Here is a 27000-nt window from a genome sequence, read left to right as displayed (position 1 = left end):
GTCTTGCGCGAGTTCAGCCTTCCGGCTCTGTACGAGGTCCCGTCGGACGGGAACCTGACGGATCTCATCCGCCGCAACGCCGCTCAGCATCCCGACACCGCCGTCATGAGCCGCAAGGCCGACGGCCGGTGGCAGGACGTGACCGCGACGGAGTTCCTCGCCGAGGTGCGCGCCGCCGCCAAGGGGCTGATCGCGGCGGGCGTCCGGCCCGGCGACCGCGTCGCCCTGATCTCCCGCACCCGCTACGAGTGGGTGCTGATCGACTTCGCGATCTGGAGCGCGGGCGCGGTCACCGTCCCCGTGTACGAGACCAGCTCCCCCGAGCAGATCCAGTGGATCCTCGGCGACTCCGGCGCCGTCGCCGCGATCGTCGAGAGCCCCGGCCACACCAAGGCCGTCACCTCGCTGCGCGACCGCCTGCCGGAGCTGCGCGAGGTCTGGGAGATCGAGCAGGGCGCGCTCCAGGCGCTGAAGGACGCGGGCGCCGGCGTCACCGACGCGGAGGTCGACGAGCGCAGCGGTCTGGCGAACGCCGACGACCCGGCGACCATCGTCTACACCTCGGGCACCACCGGCCGCCCCAAGGGCTGCGTGCTGTCCCACCGCAACTTCTTCGCCGAGTGCGGGAACGCCGTCGAGCGGCTGAAGCCGCTGTTCAAGACCGGCGAGTGTTCGGTGCTGCTGTTCCTCCCGGCCGCGCACGTCTTCGGGCGCCTCGTGGAGGTCGCGGCCGTGCTGGCGCCGATCCGGCTGGGCTGCGTACCGGACATCAAGAACCTGACCGACGAGCTGCAGTCGTTCCGGCCGACGCTGATCCTCGGCGTGCCGCGCGTCTTCGAGAAGGTCTACAACTCGGCGCGCGCCAAGGCGCAGGCCGACGGCAAGGGCAAGATCTTCGACGCGGCGGCCGAGACGGCGATCGCGTACAGCCGGGCGCTGGACACCCCGCGCGGGCCGTCCTTCGGGCTGAAGCTCAAGCACAAGCTGTTCTCGAAGCTCGTCTACAGCAAGCTGCACGCGGTCCTCGGCGGGCGCGGCGAGTACGCGATCTCCGGCGGCGCCCCGCTGGGCGAGCGGCTCGGGCACTTCTTCCGCGGCATCGGCTTCACGGTGCTGGAGGGCTACGGCCTGACCGAGTCCTGCGCGGCCACCACCTTCAACCCGTGGGACAAGCAGAAGATCGGTACGGTCGGCCAGCCCATGCCGGGTTCCGTGGTGCGCATCGCGGACGACGGCGAGGTGCTGCTGCACGGCGAGCAGATCTTCACCGGGTACTGGAAGAACGAGGCGGCGACCGCCGAGGCGCTGACCGACGGCTGGTTCCACACGGGCGACGTCGGCACCCTCGACGAGGACGGCTACCTCACGATCACCGGCCGCAAGAAGGAACTCATCGTCACGGCGGGCGGCAAGAACGTCGCCCCCGCCGTGATCGAGGACCGGATCCGTGCGCACGCGCTGGTCGCGGAGTGCATGGTGGTCGGCGACGCGCGGCCGTTCGTGGCCGCACTGGTCACCATCGACGAGGAGTTCCTCGGCCGCTGGGCCGCGGAGCACGGCAAGCCGGCGGGCGTGACGGCGGCGGAGCTGCGTGAGGACGCGGACCTGATCGCCGCCGTCCAGCAGGCCGTGGACGACGGCAACGCGGCGGTTTCCAAGGCGGAATCGGTGCGGAAATTCCGCATTCTGCCCTCCCAGTTCACGGAGGAGTCGGGCCACATCACGCCGTCGCTGAAGCTCAAGCGGAACGTGGTGGCGAAGGACTTCGCGGACGAGATCGAGTCCCTGTACCGGAGCTGACGGAACCCGTACCGGGGCTGACGGTCACGGCACTAGTGCCGTGGCCGGGAAGGTTCGCCGGGTCGCGGCACTAGCGCGGGTCCTCGGCGAGGATCCGCGCCATGTTCCGTTCCGCGAGGGCCGTGATGGTCACGAACGGGTTCACGCCGAGCGAGCCGGGCACCAGCGAGCCGTCGACGACGTACAGGCCCTGGTAGCCCTTGGCGCGGCCGTGGTCGTCCGTGGCCCGGCCGAGGACGCAGCCGCCCAGCGGGTGGTAGGTGAAGTCGTCGGCGAAGGCCCGGTTGCCGCCGAAGAGGTCGTGCCGGTAGACGGTGACGTTCCTGCGGTTGATGCGGTCGAAGAGGTTCTTGGCCGCGTTCACGGACGGGGCGTTCTGCTCCCGTCTCCACTGGAGCTTCGCGGAGTCGCTGGCGGCGTCGTACGTGAAGTGCCCGCGCTCCGGGTTCCTGGTGATGGCGAGGTACATCGAGATCCAGTGCTCGAAGCCCATGGGCAGCGGGGCGATCTCGGCGAAGACCGGGTTGGCGGCGTTGTCCCAGTCGTCGATGCCGAGGGCGGGCATGGTGGCCTGGTTGGCGCCGACGGTGTCCCAGATGTGGTTGGCGCGGGCCGTCATGACGTTGCCGTTGGGTCCCCAGCCGAGGCCGACCTGGTCGTTCAGCGCGGGCAGGGTGCCGGTCTCGCGGGCGCGCAGCAGGATCTCGGTGGTGCCGAGGCTGCCGGCGCCGAGGAAGAGCTGCCGGCAGCCGAGCTCGCGCACCTGGGTGACGCGGCCGGTGAGGTCGCTGGTGCGGACCGTGAGGACGTAGCCGCCCGCCGGGTCGGGGCGTACGCCGACCACGCGCTGCATGGTCTCGATGGTGACGTTGCCGGTGCCGAGGGCGGCGGCGAGGTAGGTCTTGTCGACGCTCTTCTTGCCGTGGTTGTTGCCGTAGATGACCTCGCCCGCGAGCGCGGAGCGGGTGGCGGTGCCGGCGGCCTCGCGCTTCATGTACGCGAAGTCGTAGACGTTGGGCACGAACACGGTCTTCAGGCCGGTGTTGTGGGCGTGCTTGCGGGAGGTCCGGGCGAAGCGGTACCACTCGGTGGACTCGAACCAGGCGGGGTCGATGTCGTTGACGCCGAGCATGGCGCGGGCGCGCGGGTAGTAGGTGCCGTACATCTCGTCGGCGTCGACCTGGGGCAGCACCTCGGAGAAGTACGAGCGGCGCGGGGTCGGCGCCATGCCCCCGTTGACGAGGGAGCCGCCGCCCACGCCGCGGCCCACGTACACGGACATGGCCCCGTAGTTCACCCGGTCCAGGACGCCGGGGTACGGGCTGATGTCGCGGTTGACCACGTCGAGCCAGAGGAACTGGGCGAGCGGGGCCTCGGTGCGGGTGCGGAACCACATGGAGCGGTGGTCGGGCGCCGAGGTGGCCGGGAAGACCTTGCCGTCGGGGCCGGGGGTGTCCCACAGCCGCCCCATTTCGAGGACGACGGTGCGTACGCCCGCCTGCCCGAGGCGCAGGGCGGCGACGGCGGATCCGTAGCCGGAGCCGACGACGATCGCGGGGGCGTACCGCGCGGGCGGCGGCTCGGCGGCCGCGGCGGAGGAGAGTCCGATGCGGGTGAAGCCGAGCGCGGCGGCGGTCTGGAGGGCGCCGAGCCCCAGAACATGACGACGCGTCAGGTTTGGTGTCATGGCCGCATCATGAGCGGATTGCGCCCAACCGGCCATAACCCGCACTGACACGCTTCTGAGTGACAGTCAGACATGGCTCGACCGTATGCGGACCCCGGTGGAGCCCGCCCGGTTCGCCGGACTCCGCCCGCGCCGGGGCCCCCAGGGGCGATAATCCCCCTCCGCACGGAAAGGGGGCCCGCCCGCCGCGGTCACAGCAGCTCGCGCAGCCGTTCCGCCAGGAGGTCCCACCGCCACTTCTCCTCGACCCAGGCCCGGCCCCGCTCCCCCATGCGGCGGCGCAGTTCCGGGTCCCGGAGCAGGGCCGTGATCCGGTCCGCCGCGTCCTCGGCGGAGCCGCCGCGGACCACCCAGCCCGTCTCCCCGTCCAGCACCGCGTCCGGGGCCCCGCCGGAGTCGCCGGCGACCACCGGCAGGCCCGTCGCGGAGGCCTCCAGGTAGACGATGCCGAGTCCCTCGACGTCCAGACCGCCGCGCCGGGTCCGGCACGGCATCGCGAACACGTCGCCCGCCCCGTAGTGGGCCGGCAGTTCGGCCCACGGCACGGCCCCGGTGAAGACCACCGATCCGGCGACCCCGGTCGACTCCGCGAGTGCGCGCAGGTCCGCCTCGTACGGCCCGCCGCCCACGATCAGCAGCACCGCGTCCGGCACCGACGCCAGGATCCGGGGCATCGCCTCGATCAGGGTGTCCTGCCCCTTGCGCGGGACCAGCCGCGAGACGCACACCACCACCGGCCGGTCGGTCAGGCCCAGCCGGGCCCGCACCTCGGCCCCGCCCGACCCCGGGTGGAAGGTCTTCTCGTCCACCCCCGGCGGGAGCTGGACCATCCGCGCCGCCGCCCGGTCGGTCACCGCCGAGGCGATCCGCGAGCGCGTGTACTCCCCCAGGTAGGTCAGCGTGTCCGTGCCCTCGCCGATGCGCCGCAGCAGCTGCCGCGCCGCCGGGAGCTGCGCCCAGCCGGCCTCGTGCCCGTGCGTGGTGGCGACCAGCCGGCGCGCGCCGGCGCGGCGCAGCGCCGGGCCCATCAGGCCCAGCGGGGCCGCCGCCCCGAACCACACGGACTCGCAGCCGTGTTCGCGCAGCAGGCCCACCGCCCGGCGGGTCACCCGGGGGGTCGGCAGCAGCATCGTCGTACGGTCGCGCACCACCCGGAACGGCTGCTCCGCGTCGAAGGCGGCGGTGGCGGCGCGGCCTTCCTCGCCGTGCTTCCAGGTGGAGGCGTAGACCACGATCCGGTCGGGGTCCAGCCGCAGCGCCATGTTGTGCAGGAAGGCCTGGATGCCGCCCGGGCGCGGGGGGAAGTCGTTGGTCACGATCAGCGTCTTGTGCATCACCGGCCAAAGTACCGGACGCGGCCGGGGCGACCGCCGGGACGCCGGGGCCACGGCACTAGCCGGTGGCGCCGCCGAGCTCCGTGCGCAGTGCCGCCCGCCAGGCGGTGGTCAGGCCCGCCAGGTCCCCGCCGACCGTGTCCGCGAGGGCGGTCGGCAGCGGTTCGCGTCCGGCCCGTTCGTACAGGTCGACGAGCGTGGCCTCGCCCCACTTGCCGGCGATGAGCCGGCAGGCCAGCCAGGCGCCCTCGTACGCCCGGGCCAGCGCGTCCGGGTCGCCGCCGAAGGCGAAGTCCCCGTCCGACGGGAGCCCGGCGGGCAGCTCGCCGCGCCGCACGGCCCGGCCGAGGGCGGGCGCGGCCTCGGCCGGGGGCGGGCCGCCGCCCCGGTACGCCGCCCAGTCCGCGAAGCCCTCCGACAGCCACAGCGGGGTCCTCGCGGTGGTGGCGGCGCGGGTCGCGACGTGGGTGGTCTCGTGGGTCAGGACGATCCGCCGCCCCTGCCCGGAAAGCTGCGCGTACCCCTCCGGGTTGACGACGACCCGGTCGGCGGGGGCCGGTCCGGGGCCGGTGCGGCCCGTGGTGACGGCCCCCATGCCCCGGTAGGCGTCGGCGGGCCGGCCCAGCAGCGCGGCCATCGCGTCGAGGGTCCCCGGGACCAGCACCACCACCCGGCCCGTCCATGTCCCGTGCCAGGCGGCGCTCACCGCGGGCACGGCCCGGTCGGCCTCCTGCGCGATGCCCGACAGGGTCTGCGGGCTCTGTCCGACGCCGAGCACGAGCGCGTGCGCGCCCCGGGCCACGGCCGGGTCGCCCTGGTCCCACAGCTGCGGCGGGGCCCCGGGCGCGGGCCGGTCGCCGTCGACCCGCCAGCCGGCCGCGCCCCGGGTCAGCTCCACCTCGCGGTCCGCCTCGGCGGGGGCGGTGTCGTAGCCGGCGAGGGCGTAGCGCAGCCGGGCCCGCGCGTGGGCCCGTGCGCCGTCCCGCCGGACCGAGGTGACCTCGTAGGACCAGCCCTCCAGCGGGATCCCGGCGAGCCGTGCGGGCGGTGCCGCGGACCAGTCGGCGACGGCCCGCCGGACCTCGCGCTCGGGGGCGCCGGCCGGGGCGGGCGCCGTGCACCCGGCGACCGCGAGCAGGCACGGCAGCAGGAGGCGGACGACGGCACGGCGCAGGGGGCTCACCGGCCGATCGTACGCACCGGGCCGGCCGGGGCGTCCTACGGCCGGGTCACCGAGGACACCGGCATCATCCCGACCGGGTCGTAGCGCACCCGCGCCCCCGGGTAGGGGGCGTGGACGACCTGCCCGTTGCCGACGTACATGCCGACGTGGCTGGCGTCCGAGCGGTACGTGACGAGGTCCCCGGGCTGTGCCTGCGAGAGCGGGACCTGCCGGCCGGCGTGCCGCTGGGCCTGGGAGGTGCGCGGCAGGGCCACGCCCGCCTGCCGGTACGACCACACCATCAGCCCGGAGCAGTCGAAGCCGGAGGGGCCGGTGGAGCCCCACACGTACGGGCGCCCCACGGCGGCGCGGGCGGCCATCACGGCGGTCATGGCCCGGCCCGAGGCGTGGCCGGAGGCGGGCGGCTCGGGCAGCGCGCCGGGCCGGCCGCCGGAGCGCGAGGCCCGCTCGAAGTCGGCCCGCTCCCCGGAGGGCATCGCGTTGAGGAGGCGGCGGGCGGCGGCGAGCTTCGCGGTGACGGAGCGCTTGTGCCGGGCCACGTCCGCGCGCAGGGAGTCGAGTTCGGCGAGCTTGTGGGAGGCCTCCTGGCGCTGCTGGCCGATGCGGCGCTGTTCCTCGCGGAGTTCGCCCAGCTGGCGGGCCTGGCGGCCGCTGAGCCGGCTCAGGACGGCGGCCTTGTCGAGGTAGTCGTCGGGGTCCTCCGACAGCATCAGCTCGACGGTGGGGTCGAGGCCGCCGGAGCGGTACTGGGCTCCGGCGAAGGTCGCGAGGACCCCGCGCATGGTGTTGATCCGGTCCTGGCCGCGGGCCACCGCGTCCTGGGCCCGGCCGATCTCGGCCCGGAGCCGGTCGGCCTTCTCCCCGGCCTCGTTGAACTGCTCGGTGGCCTGCTCGGCCTCCTCGAAGAGCCGGTCGACCTGGGCCCGGGAACCCGAGGGCTCCTGCGGGGCCGCGCCGGCGGGTGCGCCCGTCATGGCTACGGCGGCGGTGGCCGCCGCGGCGGTGAAAACGGTGACCTTGGTGTTCCGGGCGGGGCTGGTGAGCCCGGGCCGGCGATGGGACGCCACGTGGAACCGCTCCCTTCCGCTGCGCGGGGCCCGGGTCCGCCCCCCGTGGACGGCCGTGTGCCGGGGTTCCGCGCTGGCAGACAGTAGCCGCGCGACCACGCACCGGCCAACGACCGCCGACGGGCCGGCACGCCGACGCCCCGCCTCAGACGCAGGTCATGGGCGGGGCGTGCGGTCAGAGCGGGGCCCGTGAATTCGCCCGGATGGGCGGTGCGCGGGCGCGTCCCGGAGGGGAGCGGGAGGGGTCAGATGCGGACGCCGAACTGGAAGGGCATGTTGTCGATCGACTCGTACTTGACGCCGCCGCGCGGGTTGGAGGCGTGCAGGGTCATGTTGTTGCCCGCGTACAGGCCGACGTGGTGCAGGTCGCCGTAGAAGAAGACGAGGTCACCGGGCTGGAGCTGGCTCCGGCTGATGCGGGTGCCCTCGTTCGCCTGGGTGTAGGTGGTGCGGGTGACGGAGACCCCGGCCTGCTTGTACGCCCACTGCACCAGCCCGGAGCAGTCGAAGGCGCTGGGGCCCTCCGCGCCGGAGATGTAGGCGCTGCCCACCTTGGTCTTGGCGGCGGCGAGCGCGGCGCCGGCCCGGCCGGAGGCGTTCGCGGGCGGGGCGACGGGGGAGCGTTCGGCCTCGCTGCGGCCGGCCCGGCCGGCCTTGGCCTCCTCGTCCTTGAGCTGTGCGCGGTCCTGCGCGGTCAGCGTGTTGAGGAGGGCCTGGGCCTCGGCGAGCTTGTCCTGGGAGGCCTTCTTCTTCTCGCCGAGCTCCTTGCGGGTGGCGTCGAGGTCGGCGAGCTTGCCCGCGGCCTCCTGGCGCTGCTGCGCGAGGGTGCGCTGCTTGGCCTGGATCTTGCCGATGGCGTCGACCTGCTTGCCGCTCAACTGCTGGAGCGTGGAGGCCTTGTCGAGGTAGGTCTCGGGGTCGGCGGAGAGGAAGAGTTCCACGGACTGGTCGAAGCCGCCGCCGCGGTACTGGGCGGTGGCCATCGAACCGAGCGTGTTGCGCAGGGTGTTGAGCTCGTCCTGGCCGCGGGCGACCTGGTCCTGGAGCTGCCCGATCTCCTTCTCCAGCTTCTCCTGGCGCTCCTTGGCCCCGTTGAACTTCTCGGTGGCCTGCTCGGCCTCCTCGTAGAGGCCGTCGACCTTGGTCTTGACCTCGTCCTTGTTCGGTTTGTCCGGGGCGGCCACGGCCGAGTGCGAGGAGAGGGCGACGGCCGCCGCGGCGGTCGCGGTGAGCACCGTCACGCGCGTGCGGGTCGGCTGCTTGGGTCGACGGTGGGACGCCACGGGGGCGAGCTCCTTCCTCGGACCGCCGAGGGGGAACGCACGCCCGGCGGGCACCTCCGCCGACACCCCGAATGGGTGACCTATCGCACGAAGGTGTGAGCAGACCCTAGTGACACGCCGGTGATCACTTCAAACGTCTGCACGGAAAAACCCCTTGCCCTGCCCGCATCTTTACCTACGGCCCACGCAGCGTGCCGGGGGACTGACGGTGCGTCCCCCTAGCGCCCCGTCAATTCCGGCATCGGGAGCAGTGGTTACGAAACGCGCGAAAGCCGCTTCAGCAGCAATGCGGACGTCACCGGCCGGGCTCCCGCCTTCGCGACCCCGTCCGCCACCTCCCGGTCGGTGGAGACCACGACCACCGGGCGGCCCGGCGGCTCGGCCCGTACCAGCTGGCGGATCAGCTCGTCCGCCGTCACCCCCGCCTTGGAGAACAGCACCCGCACCCCGCGCGGCGGCGCGAGCAGCACCGGCGCCGCGAGCTCCGCCCCGTCGAAGACGCAGGTCATCTCGGCACCGGTCTGCGCGGCCAGCATCGACAGCCCGCCCAGCAGCCGCAGCCGCTGCTTCTCCAGCGGCATCGTCGGATAGCCGGTCTTGGTCACGTTGTAGCCGTCGACCACCAGATGGGCCTGGGGCAGCGCCAACAGCTGGTCCAGCAGGGCCGGATCGGTCTCCGACAGGGCCCGCGCCGCGATGTCCTTCGGCGTCATCCGGCCCGGCTCCACCGCGTCCACGGTGTCCGCCGGGCGCGTGTTCACGGGCGGCAGCGCCAGCTCGCGCCGCAGCCCGGCCGCCGCGTCCAGGACGGTGTCCAGCAGCAGCCGCAGCCGCATGTCCTCGATGCTGCGCCCCTCACGGGTGGCCCGGCGCGAGGTCTCCAGCGCCGACTCCACCTCCGCGAGGCGGGACTTGAGCCGCCGGGACTCGCTCTCGGCGGCCGCCACCTGCGCGGCGGCCTCCCCGCGGATCCCGTCGATCTCGGCGCCCACCTTGCGCAGGGCGGCCTCGCCCCGCTTGACGTCGCTCAGGGCGCTGCGCAGTTTGCGCTGAAGCGATTCCGCTTCCTTGCGGGCCGCTTCGAGCTCGGCGCGCACCTGCTCGCCGCCCGCCCGCTGCAGTTCCCGTACCTGCGCCAGCTCCTCGCGCAGCCGCTCCAGCTCGCGCCGGGTCTCGTCGCCCACCCGCTCGGCGTCGGCGCGCTGCGCCTCCTCGCCCGCGGACGCGACCAGCTTGACCCAGCCGGCCGGGCGCAGCACGTACGCGGCGGCCGCCACGTCCAGCGGGTCGGCCGCGGCGGGCGGCGCCCCCGACTCCAGCGCCCCGGCCAGCTCCGGCTGCGCCTCGCGCAGCTTCTCCGCGACCCTGCTGCGGAACACGCCGTCCGTCTCCACGGCCGCGGCCATGGCGTTGCCCGCGAACTTGGCGCGCCGGGTCGGGGTGAACCGGGCGTACTGGCGCAGCTGCGCCGGGAGGTCCGCGACCGTCAGTCCGCCGAAGGCGTCCGAGACGAGCGCGACGACCCGGCGCCGCACGCCTTCCGGCAGCGGGCGGTCGAGCGCCTCGGCGGCGTCGCCGGCCTCGTCGGCCGGCTCAGCGCCGCTTGCTGGCTCCACAATCCGTCACCCCTACCGTGATCTACTGTGGGCCCGGCTCCGTCAGGAGTCGGCGCCCGGCCTGTCCACGAGTTCGATCTGGTCCACCGCGTTGCACCAGCGGCAGCGGACCGACTCGATGGTCTCACTGACCACCTCGCGCTCCTCGACCTTGGGCTCCCCGGCGAGGTCCAGGTGGACGTACTCCACGACCTTCGACGAACGGGTGACGTCGAACCGCGTGAGGTTGCCGCACAGGGTGCAGCGCCACCGGGTGGTGTCGGTCGGCAGGGGAACCGTCATCAGGCCGCTCTCTCCTTCGTAGCTCATTCAATTAAAGCCCGTGCTGCGGTCCGCGGACCGCAGCACGTAACCCTACGGCCTGGCACCACCCTCAGGGGGGCTCACCTGCGTCATGCTCTGTCGCATGATCGTAAGGTGGCGGACCGTCCGCGAGGCCGCCCGGGGCCCGGTGGTCACGTACGCGCTGATCGCCGGCTGCTGCGTGGCGTTCGTCCTCAGCCCCGCCTCGGGCCTGAACCCGTCCTACGGGACGGGCGAGCGGCTGCTGGTGACGGGGACGGCGTACTTCCGGCACTGGGGCGTGGTCCCGGACGAGCTCTTCTCCGGGGCGGGACGGCCCCTGTTCACCCCGCTGACGGCGCTCTTCGTCCACGGCAGCTGGCTGCACCTGCTGGGGAACATGCTGTTCCTCTACGTGTTCGGGGCGATGACGGAGGAGCGGATGGGCCGCGCGGCCTTCCTCGTCTTCTACGTCTGCACGGGATACCTCGCCCTGGCCGCGTACGCGGCGGCCAACGCGTCCTCGGACCAGACCCTGGTCGGGGCGTCCGGCGCGATCTCGGCGGTCCTGGGCGCCTTCCTGTGCCTGTTCCCGCAGGCCCGGGTGACGAGCCTGTTCCCGTTCCTGCTGTTCCTGCCGCTGCGCTTCCCCGCGTGGATCGTGCTGCTCTTCTGGTTCGGGCTCCAGTGGCTGGCGGCGCACCGCGCGGGGAGCGGCCCCGGAGTCGCCTACCTGGCCCACGTGGTGGGCTTCTCGCTCGGCTTCCTCTACGCGTGGGCCCGTTATCGGCGTACGACTAGAGTGAGGCGACCAGTGACTGCCGGCGAGGGAGACAGCCAACCGTGATCACCGCGATCGTGCTCATCAAGACCAGCGTGGACCGCATCCCCGAGATCGCCGAGTCCATCGCGCAGCTGGACAGCGTCAGCGAGGTCTACTCCGTCACGGGAACGTACGACCTGATCGCGCTGGTCCGCGTGGCCCGCCACGAGAACCTCGCGGACATCATCCCGGGCCGCATCAGCAAGATCCCGGGCGTCGAGGCGACGGACACCCACGTCGCGTTCCGCACCTACTCCCAGCACGACCTGGAAGCGGCGTTCGCGATCGGCCTCGACGCGTAGCGCCCGCCGGCCGCTGGTGCCGGCCGTCAGACGGCCGGGACGCAGCGGCCCTCTTCGGTGCGGTACTGCCACTTGGCGCCGTCCGCGACGAGTTCCCGCACCGCGCGGACGAAGCGCTCCACGTGCTCGTCGGGGGTGCCGGCGCCGAAGCTGACGCGGATGGCGTTCAGCGAACGCTCCCCCGGCGCCGCCTCGGGGGCACCGCATTCCCCCGGCTCCTGCGGCTCGCTGCCCAGCAGCGTGCGCACCAGCGGGTGGGCGCAGAAGAGTCCGTCGCGCACCCCGATGCCGTACTCGGCGGACAGGGCGGCGGCGAAGTGCGAACTGTTCCAGCCGTCGACCACGAACGAGATGACGCCGACGCGCGGGGCGTCGTCCCCGAAGAGGGACAGGACGCGGACCGCCGGGACCTCGGCCAGGCCCTCGCGGACCCTGGCGATGAGGTGGCGCTCCCGGGCGACGAGACCGTCGAAGCCCGCCTCGGTGAGGGCCTTGCAGGCGGAGGCGATGGAGTAGACACCGATGACGTTCGGGGAGCCGGCCTCGTGGCGGGCGGCGGTGGTGTGCCACTCGACGTCGACGCCGCCGTCCTCGCGGCGGGCCACCTTGCGGGAGGCGCCTCCGCCGGCCAGGTACGGGTCGGCCTCCTGGAGCCAGTCCGCGCGGCCGGCGAGTACGCCCGAGCCGAAGGGGGCGTAGAGCTTGTGGCCGGAGAAGGCGACCCAGTCCACGTCCAGGTCGCGGACGGAGACGGGGTGGTGCGGGGCCAGCTGGGCGGCGTCGAGCACGATCCGCGCACCGTGGGCGTGCGCGGCGGCGGCGAGCTCCTTCACGGGCCACAGCTCACCGGTGACGTTGGACGCGCCGGTGACGCAGACCAGCGCGGGACCGTACGGGTCGCGGTCGGCCAGGGCCCGCTCCAGGGTGGCGACGGCCTCGCCGGGGGTGCGGGGGGCGTTGAGGTAGGTGACCCGCGCGTCCGTCCAGGGCAGCAGCGAGGCGTGGTGCTCGGTCTCGAAGACGAAGACCTGGCAGCCGGCCGGGAGGACCGCGGCGAGCAGGTTGAGGGAGTCGGTGGTGGACCGGGTGAAGACCACCTGGTCCGAGGGCCGGCAGTCGAGGAACTCGGCGACCGTGACCCGGCTCTGCTCGAAGAGGTCCGTGGACAGCTGCGAGAGGTAGCCGGCGCCGCGGTGGACGCTGCCGTAGTACGGGGCGTACGCGGCCACGTCGTCCCAGACCCGCTGGAGCGCGGGGGCGCTGGCCGCGTAGTCCAGGGCGGCGTAGGTGACCTCACCGCCGGTCACGAGCGGGACGGTGACGTCCCGGCCGAGCACGGCCAGCGGCTCGGCACAGGCGGGGCCCCCGGCGGTGGCGGCGTCGGTGGCGTCGGTGGCGGCGGTGTTCAGGGATGCGGACATGGCGGTATCTCCCGGCAGGCAGGGCTGAATGGCTTCGGTGTGCCCGTACGCGGGTACGGCTCTGCGGCCGTCCGGGGTACGGGAAAGCCCTCGGAGTGACGCGGGGCGCACGGAAGCGGACCCGGTCCGAGGGGTGAAGTGGGGGCGGAGTCGCCCTATCGCATTCGCTTGCTCACGGAAAACGCTCCTCGAGAGACCAGGACCCCTGGTGTCGAGGGATCCGCGCTTGCCGTAGACCTCGCTGCCTACGGCCTGGTCATCACCCGGGGCACCCCGCCACGGAAGGAGGGTTGCCGGACAGCAAGCCGGGGCCTAAACGCTGTCACTCGTGACCTGGGCAGAATCCTGCCACACGATCTCCCGTGCGCAAGACCCCGGTCCACGATGCGGACCGGGGTCTTGGCCGAAACGGGTGGGGCTCAGGCGTTGCTGGCGGCCACCCAGCGGTCCAGGGCGGCCCGCGCCGCACCCGAGTCGATGGACTCGGCCGCCCGGGTCACGCCGGCCGCGAGCTGCTCCTCCAGGGAGCCCGTCCCCGGGTCCAGCGCGACCAGGGCGGCGGCCGAGTTCAGCAGTACGGCGTCACGGACGGGGCCGCTCTCGCCCGCCAGCAGCCGGCGGGCCACATCGGCGTTGTACGAGGCGTCCTCGCCCCGCAGCTGCGACACGTCGACGAGCGGGATTCCGATGTCGCGCGGGTCGAACGTCGACTCGGTCACCGAACCGTCCCGGACCCACCACACGCGCGAGGTGGCCGTGGTGGTCAGCTCGTCGAGGCCGTCGTCGCCGCGGAACACCAGCGCGGACGAGCCCCGCTCGGCCAGCACCCCCGCCATGATGGGGGCCACCCGCGGATCGGCCACGCCCGTCGCCTGGGCCCGCACCTTGGCCGGGTTGGTCAGGGGACCTAGGAAGTTGAAGGTCGTCCGGATGCCCAGCTCCTTGCGGGCGGCCGCCACGTGCCGCAGCGCCGGGTGGAACTTCACCGCGAAGCAGAGGGTGATCCCGGCCTCCTCGACGACCTCCACCACCCGGGCGGGGGTGAGGTCGAGGTTGACGCCGAGCTTCTCCAGCACGTCGGAGGAACCGCTCGCGGAGGACGCCGCCCGGTTGCCGTGCTTGACGACCTTCGCGCCCGTGCCGGCCACCACGATCGCCGACATGGTCGAGATGTTGACCGTCTTGGCGCCGTCGCCGCCGGTGCCGACGATGTCCACCGCCCGGCCCGCCACCTCGATCAGGTTGGCGTGTTCGTACATGGCGCGCACCATGCCGTTGATCTCCGCGACGGTCTCCCCCTTGGCCCGCAGCGCGACCACGAAGCCGGCGATCTGCGCGTCGGTGGCCTCGCCCCGCATGATCCGTTCCATCGCCCAGGCGGTGTCGTCCGCACCGAGGTTCCGGCCGGTCAGCAGGGCGTCGAGGACGCCCGGCCAGCCACGGGCCGCCACGCTGTCGCCGCCTGCCGGGGTCACAACGTTCATGGTCCGCTCCTGCTGCTCATCGGGATACCACGGGGGAATGGGAAGGAGACCAGCCTATCCAGCCCCGGAGACGGCAAAGAGCCCCGTCCAGACACTGGACGGGGCTCTCGCCGTGGCGACACCAGGATTGACCGAAATCAATCCCTCAAGCGGTCATGCCGGAGATCAGTGGTGGCCGTGGCCGCTCTGGATCTCCTTGTACTCCTCGACCGTGGGCTTCGGAATCTGGTTGCCCTCGGCGTAGAAGCCCTTGCTGAGCTTCGCGCGCAGCTTCTCGGTGGCCTTCACCTTGCGCTCGACGCCGTTCTCGTCGACCGTCGGGCCGATCTCGATCGGCTCGTAGGTGGTGTACGAGGTGAGCGTGTGCAGCTTGCCCTGCGAGAGCGGCTCGTGGATCTCGACGAACTCACCGTGCGGCAGGCGCTTGATGATGCCGGTCTCGCGACCGTGCAGCACCTTGTCCCGGTCCCGGCGCTGGAGGCCGAGGCAGATCCGCTTGGTGGCGATGAACGCGAGCACCGGGACGACGAAGAAGCCGATCCGGACGAACCAGGTGATCGAGTTGATCGACAGGTGGAAGTACTGGGCGAACATGTCGTTGCCGCCGCCGATGAGGAGCACGATGTACTCCGCGATCCAGGCGACACCGAAGGCCGTACGGGTCGGGACGTTGCGCGGGCGGTCCAGGATGTGGTGCTCGCGCTTGTCCCCGGTGACCCAGGACTCGATGAACGGCCAGACGGCGATGGCGCCCAGCACCAGCGGGAAGAGCACCAGCGGGATGAACACGCCCAGGACGAGCGTGTGGCCCCACAGGTTGATCTCCCAGCCCGGCATGGCTCGGATCAGGCCTTCCGGCATACCCATGTACCAGTCGGGCTGCGCACCGGTGGACACGTGGTCCGGGCGGTACGGGCCGAGGGCCCAGATCGGGTTGATCGAGGCGATCGCGGCGACGGCCGAGATGACACCGAAGACCAGGAAGAAGAAGCCTCCGGCCTTGGCCATGTAGACCGGCAGCAGCGGCATGCCGACGACGTTGTTGTTCGTCTTGCCGGGACCCGCGAACTGGGTGTGCTTGTGGAAGAACACCAGGATCAGGTGGGCGACCAGCAGGCCCATCATGATGCCGGGCAGCAGCAGGATGTGCACCGAGTAGAACCGGGCGACGAAGTCGCCGCCGGGGAACTCGCCGCCGAACAGGAACATCGACAGGTAGGTGCCGACGACCGGGACGGACAGGATCGCGCCCTGCATGAAGCGGACACCGGTGCCCGAGAGCAGGTCGTCCGGCAGGGAGTAACCGGTGAATCCGGTGAACATGCCGAGGACCAGCAGCAGGAAGCCGAAGATCCAGTTGACCTCACGCGGCTTGCGGAACGCACCGGTGAAGAAGACGCGCATCATGTGCACGACCATGGCCGCGACGAAGATCAGCGCCGCCCAGTGGTGGATCTGCCGGATGAGCAGACCGCCGCGGACGTCGAAGCTGATGTCCAGGGTCGAGGCGAAGGCCTCGGACATCATGACGCCCTGCATCGGCACGTACGAGCCGTGGTACTCCACCTCGTTCATGCTCGGGTGGAAGAACAGCGTCAGGTACACACCCGTGAGGATGATGATGATGAAGCTGTAGAGGCAGATCTCACCCAGCATGAAGGACCAGTGGTCCGGGAAGATCTTGCGCATGTTGGCCTTGGCGAGGCCGTAGATGCCCAGGCGGCCGTCCGCCCAGTCCGCCACGCGCTCGCCGGCGGGCGCTTTGCGCCCCGTCTTGTTGTCTGTGGCAGTGCTCATCCGCGCTCCCAGAATGCAGGCCCGACGGGCTCTTCGAAGTCGCCGTGCGCTTCGAGGAAGCCTTCGTCATTCACGCCGATCCGCAGCTGCGGAAGCGCGTGACCGGCCGGGCCGAAGATGACTCGGGCGCCGTCGGAGAGGTCGAAGGTGGACTGGTGGCACGGGCAGAGCACGTGGTGCGTCTGCTGCTCGTACAGGCTGATCGGGCAGCCGACGTGGGTGCAGATCTTGGAGAAGGCCACGATGCCCTCGTGGGACCACTCCAGCTCCTGCTTGTCCTTGATGTCGTCCGGCTGGATGCGGACGATCATCAGGGCGGCCTTGGCGATCTGGACCTGGAAGTCGTGGGCGTGCTCGTCCAGACCCTCGGGCATCGCGAAGGTCAGCGAACCGACCAGGACGTCCTCCGGACGCAGCGGCTCCATCGTGTTCTGGTTGATGAGCAGCTTGCCCTTGGCCCACATGGTCTTGCGGAGCTTGTCCTCCGGCAGGGGACCGAGGTCGCGCATGATCACGAGCGCGGAGAGCGGCAGCATGGCCAGCGCACCGAGCAGCGTGTTGCGGATCAGGGGGCGGCGGGCGATGCCGGACTCGTTCGCACCATCGGCGAAGTCCTGCATGACCTGCGCCTTGACCTCCGGCGGAGCGGCGATCTCGTGGCGCTCGGCGGCGACCTCGACGTCGGACATCAGGGTGCGGGCCCAGTGGACCGCACCCGCGCCGATGCAGAAGAGCGCCGTGCCCAGGGTCAGACCGAGCGCGAAGTTCAGCGCGCTCACCTTCCCGACCGGGAAGATGTAGACGATCTTGTCGACCGGGAAGATCACGTACGAGGCGATGAAGCCGATCGTGGCCAGCATCGACAGCGTGAACAGCATCGCGACGGTGCGCTCGGAGCGCTTCGCCGCCCGCTCGTCGATGTCCTGGATACGGGGCTTGTGGACCGGCAGGCCCGGGTCGGCGAACGGGTCGTCCGCGACCGCCACACCACCGTGGTGCGCGTCGCCCTGCTCGCTCGGCAGGTGCTTCTCTTCGGGAATGTCTTGGCTACTCATGACTTCTTGGCCTTAGCGGTGTGGGCCGCGACCCAGACGGCGACAGCGATCAGCGCACCCAGACCGAAGATCCAGCCGAACAGACCCTCGGAGACGGGGCCGAGGCCACCGAGCTTGAGGCCACCGGGGCTGGTCGACTTCTCGCCGTTGACGTTCTGGAGGTACGCGATGATGTCCTTCTTCTCCTTCTCCGGCATGGTGCTGTCCGGGAAGGAGGGCATGTTCTGCGGGCCGGTGAGCATGGCCTCGTAGATGTGCTTCGGCGAGACGTCCTCGAGGTTCGGGGCGTACTTGCCGTTCGTCAGCGCGCCGCCCTCGCCGGTGAAGTTGTGACACTGCGCGCAGTTGTTGCGGAACAGCTCACCACCCTTGGCGATGTCGGCATCAGCCGGGTCGTACTGCTTCGCGACGGGCGTGATCGGGCCGGCGCCGAGCGAAGCGATGTACGCCGCGAGCTGGTCGATCTGGGCCTGCGAGTAGATGGCGGGCTTCTTCGGCACCTGGGCGCCGGGCTGCTGGGCGGGCATGCGGCCCGTGCTCACCTGGAAGTCGACGGCCGCGGAGCCGACGCCGACCAGGCTGGGGCCGTCAGTGGAACCCTGACCGCCGGTACCGTGGCAGCTTGCGCAGCCCACGGCGTAGAGCTTCTGGCCCTCCTCGATGGCGAGGGACTGGGCGGTTTCGTCGGCCTGCGCCTTGCCCGCGGGCGCGAAGGCGGCGTACAGCCCCCCAGTGACCGCCAGCGCGAAGAGTAGAACGACGACCGCCGCCAGCGGATGGCGTCGTCGTGCGGAGAGCTTTTTCACGGATTACCCCGGTGTCAGGATCTTCTGCGTCGGTGTTTCTGGATGGAGTGCCGAGCGCTGGGGCCCGGCGACGTGTTCGCTACTTGATCAGGTAGATCGTGGCGAAGAGGCCGATCCAGACGACATCGACGAAGTGCCAGTAGTAGGACACGACGATGGCCGACGTGGCCTGTTCGTGGGTGAACCTCTTGGCCGCGTACGTCCGGCCGAGGACCAGCAGGAAGGCGATGAGACCGCCCGTCACGTGCAGACCGTGGAAGCCGGTGGTCAGGTAGAAGACCGAGCCGTACGGTCCGGACGAGAGGGACATCCCCTCGTGCTTGACCAGCTCGGTGTACTCGAACACCTGGCCGCCAATGAAGATCGCACCCATGACGAACGTGATGATGAACCACGTCCGGAGCTTCTTCACGTCACCGCGCTCGGCGGCGAAGACGCCGAGCTGGCAGGTGAGCGAGGAGAGCACCAGGATCGTTGTGTTCGTCGCCGAGAAGGGCAGATTCAAGGCCGAAGCCTGCTCTGTCCAGTACTCGGCACCCGTCACGGATCGCAGGGTGAAGTACATCGCGAAGAGGGCCGCGAAGAACATCAGCTCGGAACTCAACCAGATGATGGTTCCGACGCTGACGAGGTTCGGCCGGTTGACCGTCGGGTGCGCGTGCCCGGTATCTACTGTCGTTGCTGTCGCCACGACCGACATTATGTCGGTCGCTTATCCCGCCCTCACCCCGGGGGGTGCCGTTCGGAGTGTCAGGGGCGTGTGCAAGGCCCGAACGGCCCATCAGATCGTCCTTCCGGTGTCTCGGGCGGGGCTGTGCGAACCGATGTTGACAGCGGGTCGGACGGAGTAGCATCCCGCGCATCATCAGCGTGATTCACGGACACGTGGAGGAACGAAATGCGGGCGACTGCGCGGGTTCTGGTCTACAGCGACGACGCGGGCACCCGGGAGCAGGTGCGGCTGGCGGCCGGGCGCAGGCCGGCGGCGGACCTGCCCCCGGTGGAGTTCCTGGAGTGCGCGACGCTTCCGGCGGTCCTGACGGCGCTGGACGAGGGCGGCATCGACGTGTGCGTGCTGGACGGCGAGGCGGTTCCGGCCGGGGGCATGGGCGTGTGCCGGCAGATCAAGGACGAGATCTTCCGGTGCCCCCCGGTGCTGTTGCTGATGGGGCGTCCGCAGGACGCCTGGCTGGCCACGTGGAGCCGCGCGGACGCCGCGGTCACCCTTCCGGTGGATCCTGTCGACTTCCCCGAGGTCCTGGCGGGTCTCCTGCGCCCGCGCCTGTCCCTGGACGCCTAGCAGGGGCCCCAGAGGGCCCCTGGGGCCCCGAACGGCTCACGGGCGCCCGTACGGACGCCCGTGGGCCGCTGTGGACCCGTACTAGACGGTCGGGCGGAGGCGGGCCTGGTCGATGGGGCTGCGGCCCTCCTGGGTGCCCTTGAGGAGGGCACTGCCCTCCCTCCAGTCCTTCCAGTCCATGTTCCAGTCGCCGAAGCCGTTGCCGAAGATGTCCATGTCGTCGCCGATGCTGTTGATCACCTTGACGATGTCGCCCTCGGTGATGTTCTCGTAGAACCAGGCGGCGTTGCCGGTGCTCATGCCGGTGCAGCCGTGGCTGACGTTGGCGACGCCGTGGGAGTCGACCGACCACGGTGCGGCGTGCACGTATTCACCACTCCAGGTGACACGGGTCGCCCAGTAGACGGGCAGGTTGTAGTACTCGCTGCCGCCGATGCCGACGGTGTCACCGCGCATCTGGACGTAGTACTGCTTGCCGAGCACCACCTTGATGCCGTTGCGGGTGGAGAAGCCGGGCTTGCCCGTGGTCACCGGGAGGGTGGTGACCACCTCTCCGTTCCGGCGGAACGTCATGTAGTGCGAGGAGGCGTCGGTGGTGACCTCCACCCGGTCGCCGAAGTCGATCTTCAGCGGCTTCGAGGCGGCGCCGTGGAGCTCGTCGGAGACGCGGACGCCCTCCAGGTTGCTCCGTACGGTGACGCTGGTGTTGGCGGGCCAGTAGTCCTTGGGCCGGTAGTGGAGGTTCTTGTCGTCGATCCAGTGCCAGGCGCCCTCGGTGCCGGCGGCCGCGTCGACGACCAGGGCCCGTTCCACGACGGCACGGGCCGCCTTGTCCTTGACGGGTTCGTTGAGCTCGGCCGTGATGGGCTGCCCGACGCCGTACTTGCCCTCGTCCGGGCCGAACTCGACCTTGAGGACCTTGTCGGCCGGTGTGGTGTCGAAAGCCAGCGTGCGCTGCCCCGGAGCGCCCTTCTGGTTCTCGGTGCTCACGGTGACGGCGTAGTGGACGCCCGCGGCCATCGGGGTGGTGCTGTGCCAGCGGTCCCCCTTGGCGGAGAGTTCGCCCGCCAGACGGCGTCCGTGGGTGTCCACGACCGTCACGTCGGTGATCCGGGACTCGGCTCCCTTGACGGTGACTTCCAGGGGCTTGTCCGGATCGGCGGGACGGCCGCCGGAGGCCTGGTTGAAGGCAACGTGGTCGCCCGCGTCGTACGGGCGGGCTGACAGCGGGTTCTTCTCGCCGGACCCGCATGCGGTGGCGCCGGCCCCGAGGGACGCGACCAGCAGGGAGCAGCTGAGTACCGTCCAAAGACGCGGTGAGTGCTTCATGGAGCCAACGCTATGAAGATATGACAATTACGGCGCGCGGGGTGACTGCAAACGAGGGGCCCGGACTCCTCCGAAGAGGTGTCCGGGCCCCAAGTGCGCGGTCGGGCCGCGAGGTCCTGCTGGTGCTGCCCTGCTGGTGCTGTCCTACTGGTTCTGGTTCTCACCGCGGTAGTACTCGTACACCCAGCCCCACAGGCCGATCAGGATGATCGGGGCCGAGAAGTACATGAGCCACCAGCCGAAGATGACGCCCATGAACGCGAGCGCGCCACCGATGGCGAGCGAGAGCGGCTGCCAGCTGTGCGGGGCGAAGAACCCCAGCTCGCCCGCCTCGTCGGCGACGTCGGCCTCCAGGTTGTCCTGGGCCATCTCGTCCACGCGCTTGGCCGTGAAGGCCAGGTAGTAGCCGATCATGACGCTCAGGCCGAAGGCCAGGAAGAGCGCGGTGGTGCCTACGGGCTCCTTCGACCACACGCCGTACACGACGGCCATGACCAGGATGAAGAAGGAGAGCCACAGGAACATCTTGCCCTGGATCTTCACTTGTCGGCCTCCTTGCCGCCGGTGACGGCCTTGGCGGCGACGCTGTGGTCCTCGAGGTGGTCGAGGGCCGCGATCTCAGGGTGGTGCAGGTCGAACGCCGGGGATTCGGAACGGATCCGCGGCAGGGTGAGGAAGTTGTGCCGCGGCGGCGGGCAGGAAGTCGCCCACTCGAGCGAACGGCCGTAGCCCCACGGGTCGTCGACCTCGACCTTCTTGCCGTACTTCGCCGTCTTCCAGACGTTGTACATGAAGGGCAGCATCGACAGGCCGAGCAGGAACGAGCTGATCGTGGAGATCGTGTTCAGCAGGGTGAACCCGTCGGCGGCCAGGTAGTCCGCGTAACGGCGCGCCATGCCCTCGGCGCCCAGCCAGTGCTGCACCAGGAAGGTGCCGTGGAAGCCGACGAACAGCGTCCAGAAGGTGATCTTGCCGAGGCGCTCGTCCAGCATCTTGCCGGTGAACTTCGGCCACCAGAAGTGGAATCCGGAGAACATCGCGAAGACCACGGTGCCGAAGATGACGTAGTGGAAGTGCGCGACGACGAAGTACGAGTCCGAGACGTGGAAGTCCATCGGGGGCGAGGCCAGGATGACGCCGGTCAGACCACCGAAGGTGAAGGTGATCAGGAAGCCGACGGCCCAGAGCATCGGGGTCTCGAAGGACAGCGAGCCCTTCCACATCGTGCCGATCCAGTTGAAGAACTTCACACCGGTCGGAACGGCGATGAGGAACGTCATGAAGGAGAAGAACGGCAGCAGCACACCGCCGGTGACGTACATGTGGTGGGCCCACACCGTCACCGAAAGACCGGCGATGGCGATGGTCGCGGCGATCAGACCGATGTAACCGAACATCGGCTTGCGCGAGAAGACCGGAATGACCTCGGAAATGATTCCGAAGAACGGCAGCGCGATGATGTACACCTCTGGGTGTCCGAAGAACCAGAAGAGGTGTTGCCACAGCAATGCGCCGCCATTGGCCGCGTCGAATACGTGCGAACCGAATTTGCGGTCGGCCTCCAGCGCGAAGAGCGCGGCGGCCAGCACCGGGAAGGCGAGCAGGACCAGGACACCGGTCAGCAGCACGTTCCAGGTGAAGATCGGCATGCGGAACATCGTCATGCCGGGCGCGCGCATGCAGATGATCGTGGTGATGAAGTTGACCGAACCGAGGATCGTGCCGAAGCCGGAGAAGGCCAGACCCATGATCCACATGTCGGCGCCGATACCCGGCGAACGGACGGCGTCCGACAGCGGGGAGTAGGCGAACCAGCCGAAGTCGGCGGCACCCGAGGGGGTGACGAAGCCAGCCACCGCGATGGTCGAACCGAAGAGGTAAAGCCAGTACGCGAACATGTTCAGCCGCGGGAACGCCACGTCGGGCGCGCCGATCTGGAGCGGCATGATCCAGTTCGCGAAGCCCGCGAACAGCGGGGTGGCGAACATCAGCAGCATGATCGTGCCATGCATGGTGAACGCCTGGTTGAACTGTTCGTTCGACATGATCTGCGTGCCCGGACGGGCCAGCTCGGCGCGCATGAAGAGCGCCATGATCCCGCCGATGATGAAGAACACGAACGACGTGACCAGGTACATCGTGCCGATGGTCTTGTGGTCGGTGGTGGTGAGCCACTTCACGACGACATTGCCCGGCTGCTTGCGCCGTACCGGCAGCTCGTTCTCGTACGAGTCAGCTGCGGCGGCACCCTGAGATTCGTTGAGGATGCTCACAGTTTGTTCACTTCCGCATTCCGGGCCGGGTCAGTCTGCTGGATACCGGCCGGGAGGAAGCCGGTCTGCCCCTTCTCGGCCAGCTCCTTCAGGTGCGCCCGGTACTCCTCCGGTGAGACGACCTTCACGTTGAAGAGCATCCGGGAGTGGTCGACACCGCACAGCTCGGCACACTTGCCCATGAAGGTGCCTTCCTGGGACGGCGTGACCTCGAAGACGTTGGTGTGACCGGGGATCACGTCCTGCTTGAACAGGAAGGGGACCACCCAGAAGGAGTGGATGACGTCGTTCGACGACAGGATGAAGCGGACCTTCTCGCCCTTGGGCAGGTAGAGGGTCGGCCCCGGGTTGCCCGTCTCCGGGTTCCGGTCGCCGGGGACGCCCTTCTCGTAGACGCCTTCGGCGCCCGCCGGGAAGTCCTTGGTGAAGCGGTCCGGGATGGCGTCGAGCTCCTTGGGAACCTGCGTGGTCCCGAGCTTGCCCTCGCCGGCCTGCTTCGCCCGCTCGCGCGCGGCGGGGGTGCCCGCGTCGCCGTCGACGTTCTCGACGTAGTTGAAGCCCCAGCTCCACTGGAAGCCGATCACGTTGATCGTGTGCGCCGGCTTGGCGGAGAGGGACAGCAGCTTCGACTCGTCGCGCGCGGTGAAGTAGAAGAGCACCGAAACGATGATGAGCGGGACCACGGTGTACAGCGCCTCGATGGGCATGTTGTACCGGGTCTGCGCGGGGACCTCGATCTTCGTCCGGCTACGCCGGTGGAAGATGACGCTCCAGATGATCAGGCCCCAGACCAGGATGCCCGTGATGAGAGCAGCTGCCCACGACCCCTGCCACAGGGACAGGATGCGAGGCGCCTCCTCCGTGACCGGATAGGGCATTCCGAGGCGGGGGAAGTCTTGCCAGTTGTACGTGCAACCAGTGGCGGTCGCCAGGACCGCGCCCGCAGTCAGCGCCTGCAGCAGCTTCCGCCGCATCGGGCGCCGCGGCGAGCGGTCGGAGCCGTAGGGACTCACGTAGCGCCTTCCCGAGAGTCTCGGCCCGCGCGGCCGGCTGCGGCCGTGTTCGGGTCGGTCGCCGGCCCTGACGCAGGCAGGGGTTTGGATGTTTATGCGGACCAAACCCTACTGGACGCTATTTGGGGTCGCGCGGGGAGGGTGCCCAACGCGCCGTTACTGACCCCGAAGGGGTGGATCCGCCGTACGGGGGACGGGCCATCCGGCCCTGAATGGCCCGCTCCGGACGACATCTGACGGCCCCTGACCCGGCCGTTCGCGGGGCGGGGGTTAGCGTGGCCCGATGCCGTACTTCGACACCGCGTCCGCCGCCCCGCTGCACCCCGTCGCCCGACAGGCCCTGCAGGCCGCCCTGGACGAGGGCTGGGCGGACCCGGCCCGGCTGTACCGGGAGGGCCGGCGCGCGCGGCTGCTGCTGGACGCGGCGCGGGAGGCGGCCGCCGACGCGGTGGGGTGCCGCCCCGACGAGCTCGTGTTCACTCCTTCGGGAACGCACGCGGTTCACACGGGCGTCGCGGGCGCCCTCGCGGGCCGCCGCCGGGTCGGCGGCCATCTGGTCGTGTCGGCGATCGAACACAGTTCCGTCCTGCACGCGGCGGACGCGCACGCGGCGGCCGGGGGCACGGTCACGGAGGTTCCGGTGGACCGGCTCGGGGCGGTGGACCCCGGCGCGTACGCGGCCGCGCTGGCCCCGGACACCGCCCTGGCCTGCCTCCAGTCGGCGAACCACGAGGTCGGCACGGTCCAGCCGGTGGCGGAGACGGCCGAGGCCTGCGCGGCGGCCGGGGTTCCGCTGCTGGTCGACGCGGCGCAGTCGCTGGGCTGGGGCCCGGTCGAGGGGGCGTGGTCGGTGCTGACGGCGAGCGCCCACAAGTGGGGCGGCCCGCCCGGGGTGGGGCTGCTGGCGGTGCGCAAGGGCGTCCGCTTCTCTCCCCAAGGCCCCGCCGACGAAAGGGAGTCGGGGCGCTCCCCCGGCTTCGCGAACCTCCCGGCGGTCGTCGCGGCGGCTGCCTCGCTGCGCGCGGTGCGGGCGGAGGCCGACGCGGAGGCGGCCCGGCTGCGGATCCTGGTCGACCGGATCCGGCGGCGGGTGGCCCGGCTGGTCCCGGACGTGGAGGTGGTGGGCGACGCCGAGCGCCGGCTCCCGCACCTGGTCACCTTCTCCTGCCTGTACGTCGACGGCGAGACGCTGCTGCACGAGCTGGACCGGGCCGGCTTCTCGGTGTCGTCCGGCTCCTCCTGCACGAGCTCCACGCTGACCCCCAGTCACGTGCTGCGGGCGATGGGGGTGCTGTCGGAGGGGAACGTACGGGTGTCCCTGCCGCCGGGCACGACCGCCGATCAGGTCAACGGCTTCCTGGAGGTGCTGCCGGGTGTGGTGGCGGGCGTCCGGGAGAAGCTCGGCGTGGCGGAGGCGCCGGCGGTGACGCCGGTGGCGGACTCCCTGGAGGTGGACGCCCTCGGGCTGCGGTGCCCGCAGCCGGTGATCGAGCTGGCCCGGGTCATCGGCACGGTCGAGGTCGGGGGGACGGTGACCGTCCTGTCCGACGACGAGGTGGCGCGGCTGGACATCCCCGCCTGGTGCGGGATGCGGGGCCACGCGTACCTGGGGGAATCGCCCCGGCCGACGGGCGTGGCGTACACGGTCCGGCGCCTGGTCTGAGTCCGGCGCGACGGATCCCGCCCGCCGGGCCGGCGGGCGGGATCGGTCACGCGGTGGTGCGGTGCGTCAGGACGCGAGGTGGGCGCGGACCTCGGCGGCGGCGTCGTCGCCGTACGCCTTGGTGAAGCGCTCCATGAAGTGCGCCCGCGCCAGGGTGTACTCCTGGGTGCCCAGGGTCTCGATGACCAGGGTGGCCAGCATGCAGCCGAGCTGCGCGGACCGCTCCAGGCCGACGCCCCAGCCCAGGCCGGTCAGGAAGCCCGCGCGGAACGCGTCGCCGACGCCGGTCGGGTCGACCTTCGCGGTCTCCTCCGGGCAGCCGACGACGATCGGCTCCTGGCCGGCGCGGTCGATGCGCACGCCCTGCGAGCCGAGGGTGGTGATGCGGGTGCCGACCTTGGCGAGGATCTCCTCGTCCGTCCAGCCGGACTTCGACTCGATGAGGCCCTTCTCGTACTCGTTCGAGAAGAGGTACGTCGCGCCCTCCATCAGGGTGCGGATGTTCTCGCCGTCCATGCGGGCGATCTGCTGCGAGAAGTCCGCGGCGAAGGGGATCCCGCGGGTGCGGCACTCCTCCGTGTGGCGGAGCATCGCCTCGGGGTCGTCGGCGCCGATGAGGACGAGGTCGAGGCCGCCCACGCGGTCGGCGACGGCCTTCAGCTCGATCTGGCGGGCCTCGCTCATGGCACCGGTGTAGAAGGAGCCGATCTGGTTGTGGTCGGAGTCCGTGGTGCAGACGAAGCGCGCGGTATGCAGCACCTCGGAGATGCGCACGGAATCGGTGTCGACGCCGTGCCGGTCCAGCCAGGCGCGGTACTCGTCGAAGTCCGAGCCGGCCGCGCCGACGAGGATCGGGCGGCTGCCGAGCTGACCCATGCCGAAGCAGATGTTCGGGCCGACTCCGCCTCTCCGGACGTCGAGGTTGTCGACGAGGAAGGAGAGGGAGACCGTGTGGAGCTGGTCGGCGACCAGCTGGTCGGCGAAACGGCCCGGGAAGGTCATGAGGTGGTCGGTGGCGATGGAGCCGGTGACTGCGATGCGCACGGCGTGGACGCTCCTGCGGAGGACGGCAAGGGGACAGTCAAAACTACCCGGTCGGCGACCTGCGGCCGACCGTCCGAAACTACCCCGTAGTAGGACTTCCTTCACTCGCCGTGGCGTGCTTAACGTGCCTCCATGACCTCTACCGATGGCTTCGGGTACGCCGAGTACGCCGCCGACGGGCGGCCCGGCTTCGCACGGCTCCTGGGTGACTGCGCCCGCATGGCCCCGCACTGGGGGGTCCCGGAGGGCCCCCGGCCGGTCCGCGTGGCGCCCTCCCAGATCCACGGCGTCTCGGTCCCGCCGGACTCGGCCCGCCTGATCGCCGCCACGGCCGCCTACGGGGACTAGGGCCTGTCGTCAAACTCCCGTCTGCCCCGCGACGCCTGGCACGCGCTCTCGCCGCACCGGGCGAAAGCCAAGTACGTCCAGTACGCGGGC

Annotated in this window: 24 protein-coding genes and 1 riboswitch; of the genes, 6 read left to right on the top strand and 18 right to left on the bottom strand. The window is 70.9% G+C overall.

Going from position 1 to position 27000, the window contains the following annotated elements; translation table 11 throughout:
* Positions 1 to 3: 3 nt before the first annotated feature.
* Positions 4 to 1800 (top strand): AMP-dependent synthetase/ligase, encoded by a 1797-nt coding sequence (locus tag ABZZ17_RS25215; protein ID WP_356878747.1) that lies wholly within the window; start codon positions 4 to 6, stop codon positions 1798 to 1800.
* 70 nt (positions 1801 to 1870) lie between these two features.
* Here ABZZ17_RS25215 and ABZZ17_RS25210 read toward each other — a convergent pair whose 3' ends face one another.
* From ABZZ17_RS25210 to ABZZ17_RS25180, 7 genes are all read right to left on the bottom strand, one after another.
* Positions 1871 to 3487, bottom strand: a complete 1617-nt coding sequence (locus ABZZ17_RS25210; protein WP_356878745.1) for a GMC oxidoreductase — start codon at positions 3485 to 3487, stop codon at positions 1871 to 1873.
* A 191-nt stretch (positions 3488 to 3678) separates the two neighbouring features.
* Entirely contained in the window at positions 3679 to 4821 is a 1143-nt protein-coding gene (locus tag ABZZ17_RS25205) for a glycosyltransferase family 4 protein (RefSeq protein WP_356878743.1), read from the bottom strand.
* A 58-nt stretch (positions 4822 to 4879) separates the two neighbouring features.
* Positions 4880 to 6004: a hypothetical protein gene (locus tag ABZZ17_RS25200; RefSeq protein WP_356878741.1), complete on the bottom strand. Its 1125-nt coding sequence runs from the start codon at positions 6002 to 6004 to the stop codon at positions 4880 to 4882.
* Between the two features lie 35 nt (positions 6005 to 6039).
* A complete protein-coding gene (locus tag ABZZ17_RS25195; RefSeq protein WP_356878739.1) occupies positions 6040 to 7071 on the bottom strand; it encodes an NlpC/P60 family protein in 1032 nt (343 codons plus the stop codon).
* Between the two features lie 245 nt (positions 7072 to 7316).
* Positions 7317 to 8354: an NlpC/P60 family protein gene (locus tag ABZZ17_RS25190; protein ID WP_356878737.1), complete on the bottom strand. Its 1038-nt coding sequence runs from the start codon at positions 8352 to 8354 to the stop codon at positions 7317 to 7319.
* A gap of 254 nt (positions 8355 to 8608) precedes the next feature.
* Positions 8609 to 9973, bottom strand: a complete 1365-nt coding sequence (locus ABZZ17_RS25185; RefSeq protein ID WP_356878847.1) for an NYN domain-containing protein — start codon at positions 9971 to 9973, stop codon at positions 8609 to 8611.
* Between the two features lie 39 nt (positions 9974 to 10012).
* Positions 10013 to 10252: a hypothetical protein gene (locus tag ABZZ17_RS25180; protein WP_249771655.1), complete on the bottom strand. Its 240-nt coding sequence runs from the start codon at positions 10250 to 10252 to the stop codon at positions 10013 to 10015.
* 112 nt (positions 10253 to 10364) lie between these two features.
* Between ABZZ17_RS25180 and ABZZ17_RS25175 the strand changes: the two genes are divergently transcribed.
* On the top strand, positions 10365 to 11099 hold the full coding sequence (locus ABZZ17_RS25175) for a rhomboid family intramembrane serine protease (RefSeq protein WP_356878734.1): 735 nt from the start codon (positions 10365 to 10367) through the stop codon (positions 11097 to 11099).
* The gene (locus ABZZ17_RS25170; RefSeq protein WP_007263678.1) at positions 11096 to 11377 is read left to right on the top strand and encodes an Lrp/AsnC ligand binding domain-containing protein; all 282 of its coding nucleotides are present in this window, start codon (positions 11096 to 11098) and stop codon (positions 11375 to 11377) included. Before ABZZ17_RS25175 ends, ABZZ17_RS25170 begins: the two co-directional genes overlap by 4 nt.
* A 26-nt stretch (positions 11378 to 11403) precedes the next feature.
* Here ABZZ17_RS25170 and ABZZ17_RS25165 read toward each other — a convergent pair whose 3' ends face one another.
* The 6 genes from ABZZ17_RS25165 to ABZZ17_RS25140 form a co-directional block, all read right to left on the bottom strand.
* Positions 11404 to 12798, bottom strand: coding sequence for an aminotransferase class V-fold PLP-dependent enzyme (locus tag ABZZ17_RS25165; protein ID WP_356878732.1), 1395 nt, complete (start codon positions 12796 to 12798; stop codon positions 11404 to 11406).
* Positions 12799 to 13015: 217 nt separating this feature from the next.
* A riboswitch (SAM riboswitch) is annotated at positions 13016 to 13132 on the bottom strand.
* Positions 13133 to 13217: 85 nt separating this feature from the next.
* Positions 13218 to 14282 (bottom strand): anthranilate phosphoribosyltransferase, encoded by a 1065-nt coding sequence (gene trpD, locus ABZZ17_RS25160; protein ID WP_356878730.1) that lies wholly within the window; start codon positions 14280 to 14282, stop codon positions 13218 to 13220.
* Between the two features lie 165 nt (positions 14283 to 14447).
* On the bottom strand, positions 14448 to 16079 hold the full coding sequence (locus tag ABZZ17_RS25155) for a ubiquinol-cytochrome c reductase cytochrome b subunit (protein WP_356878728.1): 1632 nt from the start codon (positions 16077 to 16079) through the stop codon (positions 14448 to 14450).
* Positions 16076 to 17134, bottom strand: coding sequence for a Rieske 2Fe-2S domain-containing protein (locus tag ABZZ17_RS25150; protein ID WP_356878726.1), 1059 nt, complete (start codon positions 17132 to 17134; stop codon positions 16076 to 16078). The genes ABZZ17_RS25155 and ABZZ17_RS25150 overlap by 4 nt, the downstream gene beginning before the upstream one ends.
* Positions 17131 to 17940 carry a c-type cytochrome gene (locus ABZZ17_RS25145; RefSeq protein ID WP_356878724.1) on the bottom strand — a complete coding sequence of 270 codons (810 nt, stop codon included), beginning with the start codon at positions 17938 to 17940 and terminating at the stop codon, positions 17131 to 17133. Before ABZZ17_RS25145 ends, ABZZ17_RS25150 begins: the two co-directional genes overlap by 4 nt.
* Before the next feature lie 79 nt (positions 17941 to 18019).
* Positions 18020 to 18640: a heme-copper oxidase subunit III gene (locus ABZZ17_RS25140; protein WP_008738823.1), complete on the bottom strand. Its 621-nt coding sequence runs from the start codon at positions 18638 to 18640 to the stop codon at positions 18020 to 18022.
* A 198-nt stretch (positions 18641 to 18838) separates the two neighbouring features.
* Between ABZZ17_RS25140 and ABZZ17_RS25135 the strand changes: the two genes are divergently transcribed.
* Complete coding sequence (locus ABZZ17_RS25135; RefSeq protein WP_281204605.1) at positions 18839 to 19240, top strand: hypothetical protein; 402 nt, start codon at positions 18839 to 18841, stop codon at positions 19238 to 19240.
* An 81-nt stretch (positions 19241 to 19321) separates the two neighbouring features.
* Here the strand turns inward: ABZZ17_RS25135 and ABZZ17_RS25130 are convergent, their stop codons facing one another.
* The 4 genes from ABZZ17_RS25130 to coxB form a co-directional block, all read right to left on the bottom strand.
* A complete protein-coding gene (locus ABZZ17_RS25130) occupies positions 19322 to 20569 on the bottom strand; it encodes an Ig-like domain-containing protein (RefSeq protein ID WP_356878722.1) in 1248 nt (415 codons plus the stop codon).
* A 144-nt stretch (positions 20570 to 20713) separates the two neighbouring features.
* Positions 20714 to 21112 (bottom strand): cytochrome c oxidase subunit 4, encoded by a 399-nt coding sequence (locus ABZZ17_RS25125; RefSeq protein WP_356878720.1) that lies wholly within the window; start codon positions 21110 to 21112, stop codon positions 20714 to 20716.
* Positions 21109 to 22842, bottom strand: a complete 1734-nt coding sequence (ctaD, locus tag ABZZ17_RS25120; RefSeq protein ID WP_356878718.1) for a cytochrome c oxidase subunit I — start codon at positions 22840 to 22842, stop codon at positions 21109 to 21111. Before ctaD ends, ABZZ17_RS25125 begins: the two co-directional genes overlap by 4 nt.
* The gene (gene coxB / locus ABZZ17_RS25115) at positions 22839 to 23855 is read right to left on the bottom strand and encodes a cytochrome c oxidase subunit II (protein ID WP_356878716.1); all 1017 of its coding nucleotides are present in this window, start codon (positions 23853 to 23855) and stop codon (positions 22839 to 22841) included. The genes ctaD and coxB overlap by 4 nt, the downstream gene beginning before the upstream one ends.
* A 283-nt stretch (positions 23856 to 24138) precedes the next feature.
* Here coxB and ABZZ17_RS25110 point away from each other — a divergent pair, with 283 nt between their 5' ends.
* Positions 24139 to 25518 (top strand): aminotransferase class V-fold PLP-dependent enzyme, encoded by a 1380-nt coding sequence (locus tag ABZZ17_RS25110; RefSeq protein WP_356878714.1) that lies wholly within the window; start codon positions 24139 to 24141, stop codon positions 25516 to 25518.
* Positions 25519 to 25584: 66 nt separating this feature from the next.
* On the opposite strand, the gene ABZZ17_RS25105 is transcribed toward ABZZ17_RS25110, so the two are convergent.
* Entirely contained in the window at positions 25585 to 26562 is a 978-nt protein-coding gene (locus ABZZ17_RS25105; RefSeq protein ID WP_356878712.1) for a carbohydrate kinase family protein, read from the bottom strand.
* Positions 26563 to 26694: 132 nt separating this feature from the next.
* Here ABZZ17_RS25105 and ABZZ17_RS25100 point away from each other — a divergent pair, with 132 nt between their 5' ends.
* Positions 26695 to 26910, top strand: a complete 216-nt coding sequence (locus tag ABZZ17_RS25100) for a hypothetical protein (protein ID WP_356878710.1) — start codon at positions 26695 to 26697, stop codon at positions 26908 to 26910.
* The last annotated feature ends 90 nt before the right edge of the window (positions 26911 to 27000 follow it).

Source organism: Streptomyces sp. NPDC006512 (assembly GCF_040611935.1).
Classification (GTDB): domain Bacteria; phylum Actinomycetota; class Actinomycetes; order Streptomycetales; family Streptomycetaceae; genus Streptomyces.
Note: the sequence above shows the minus strand (reverse complement) of the source record. Positions and strands in the feature narration are given on the sequence as shown.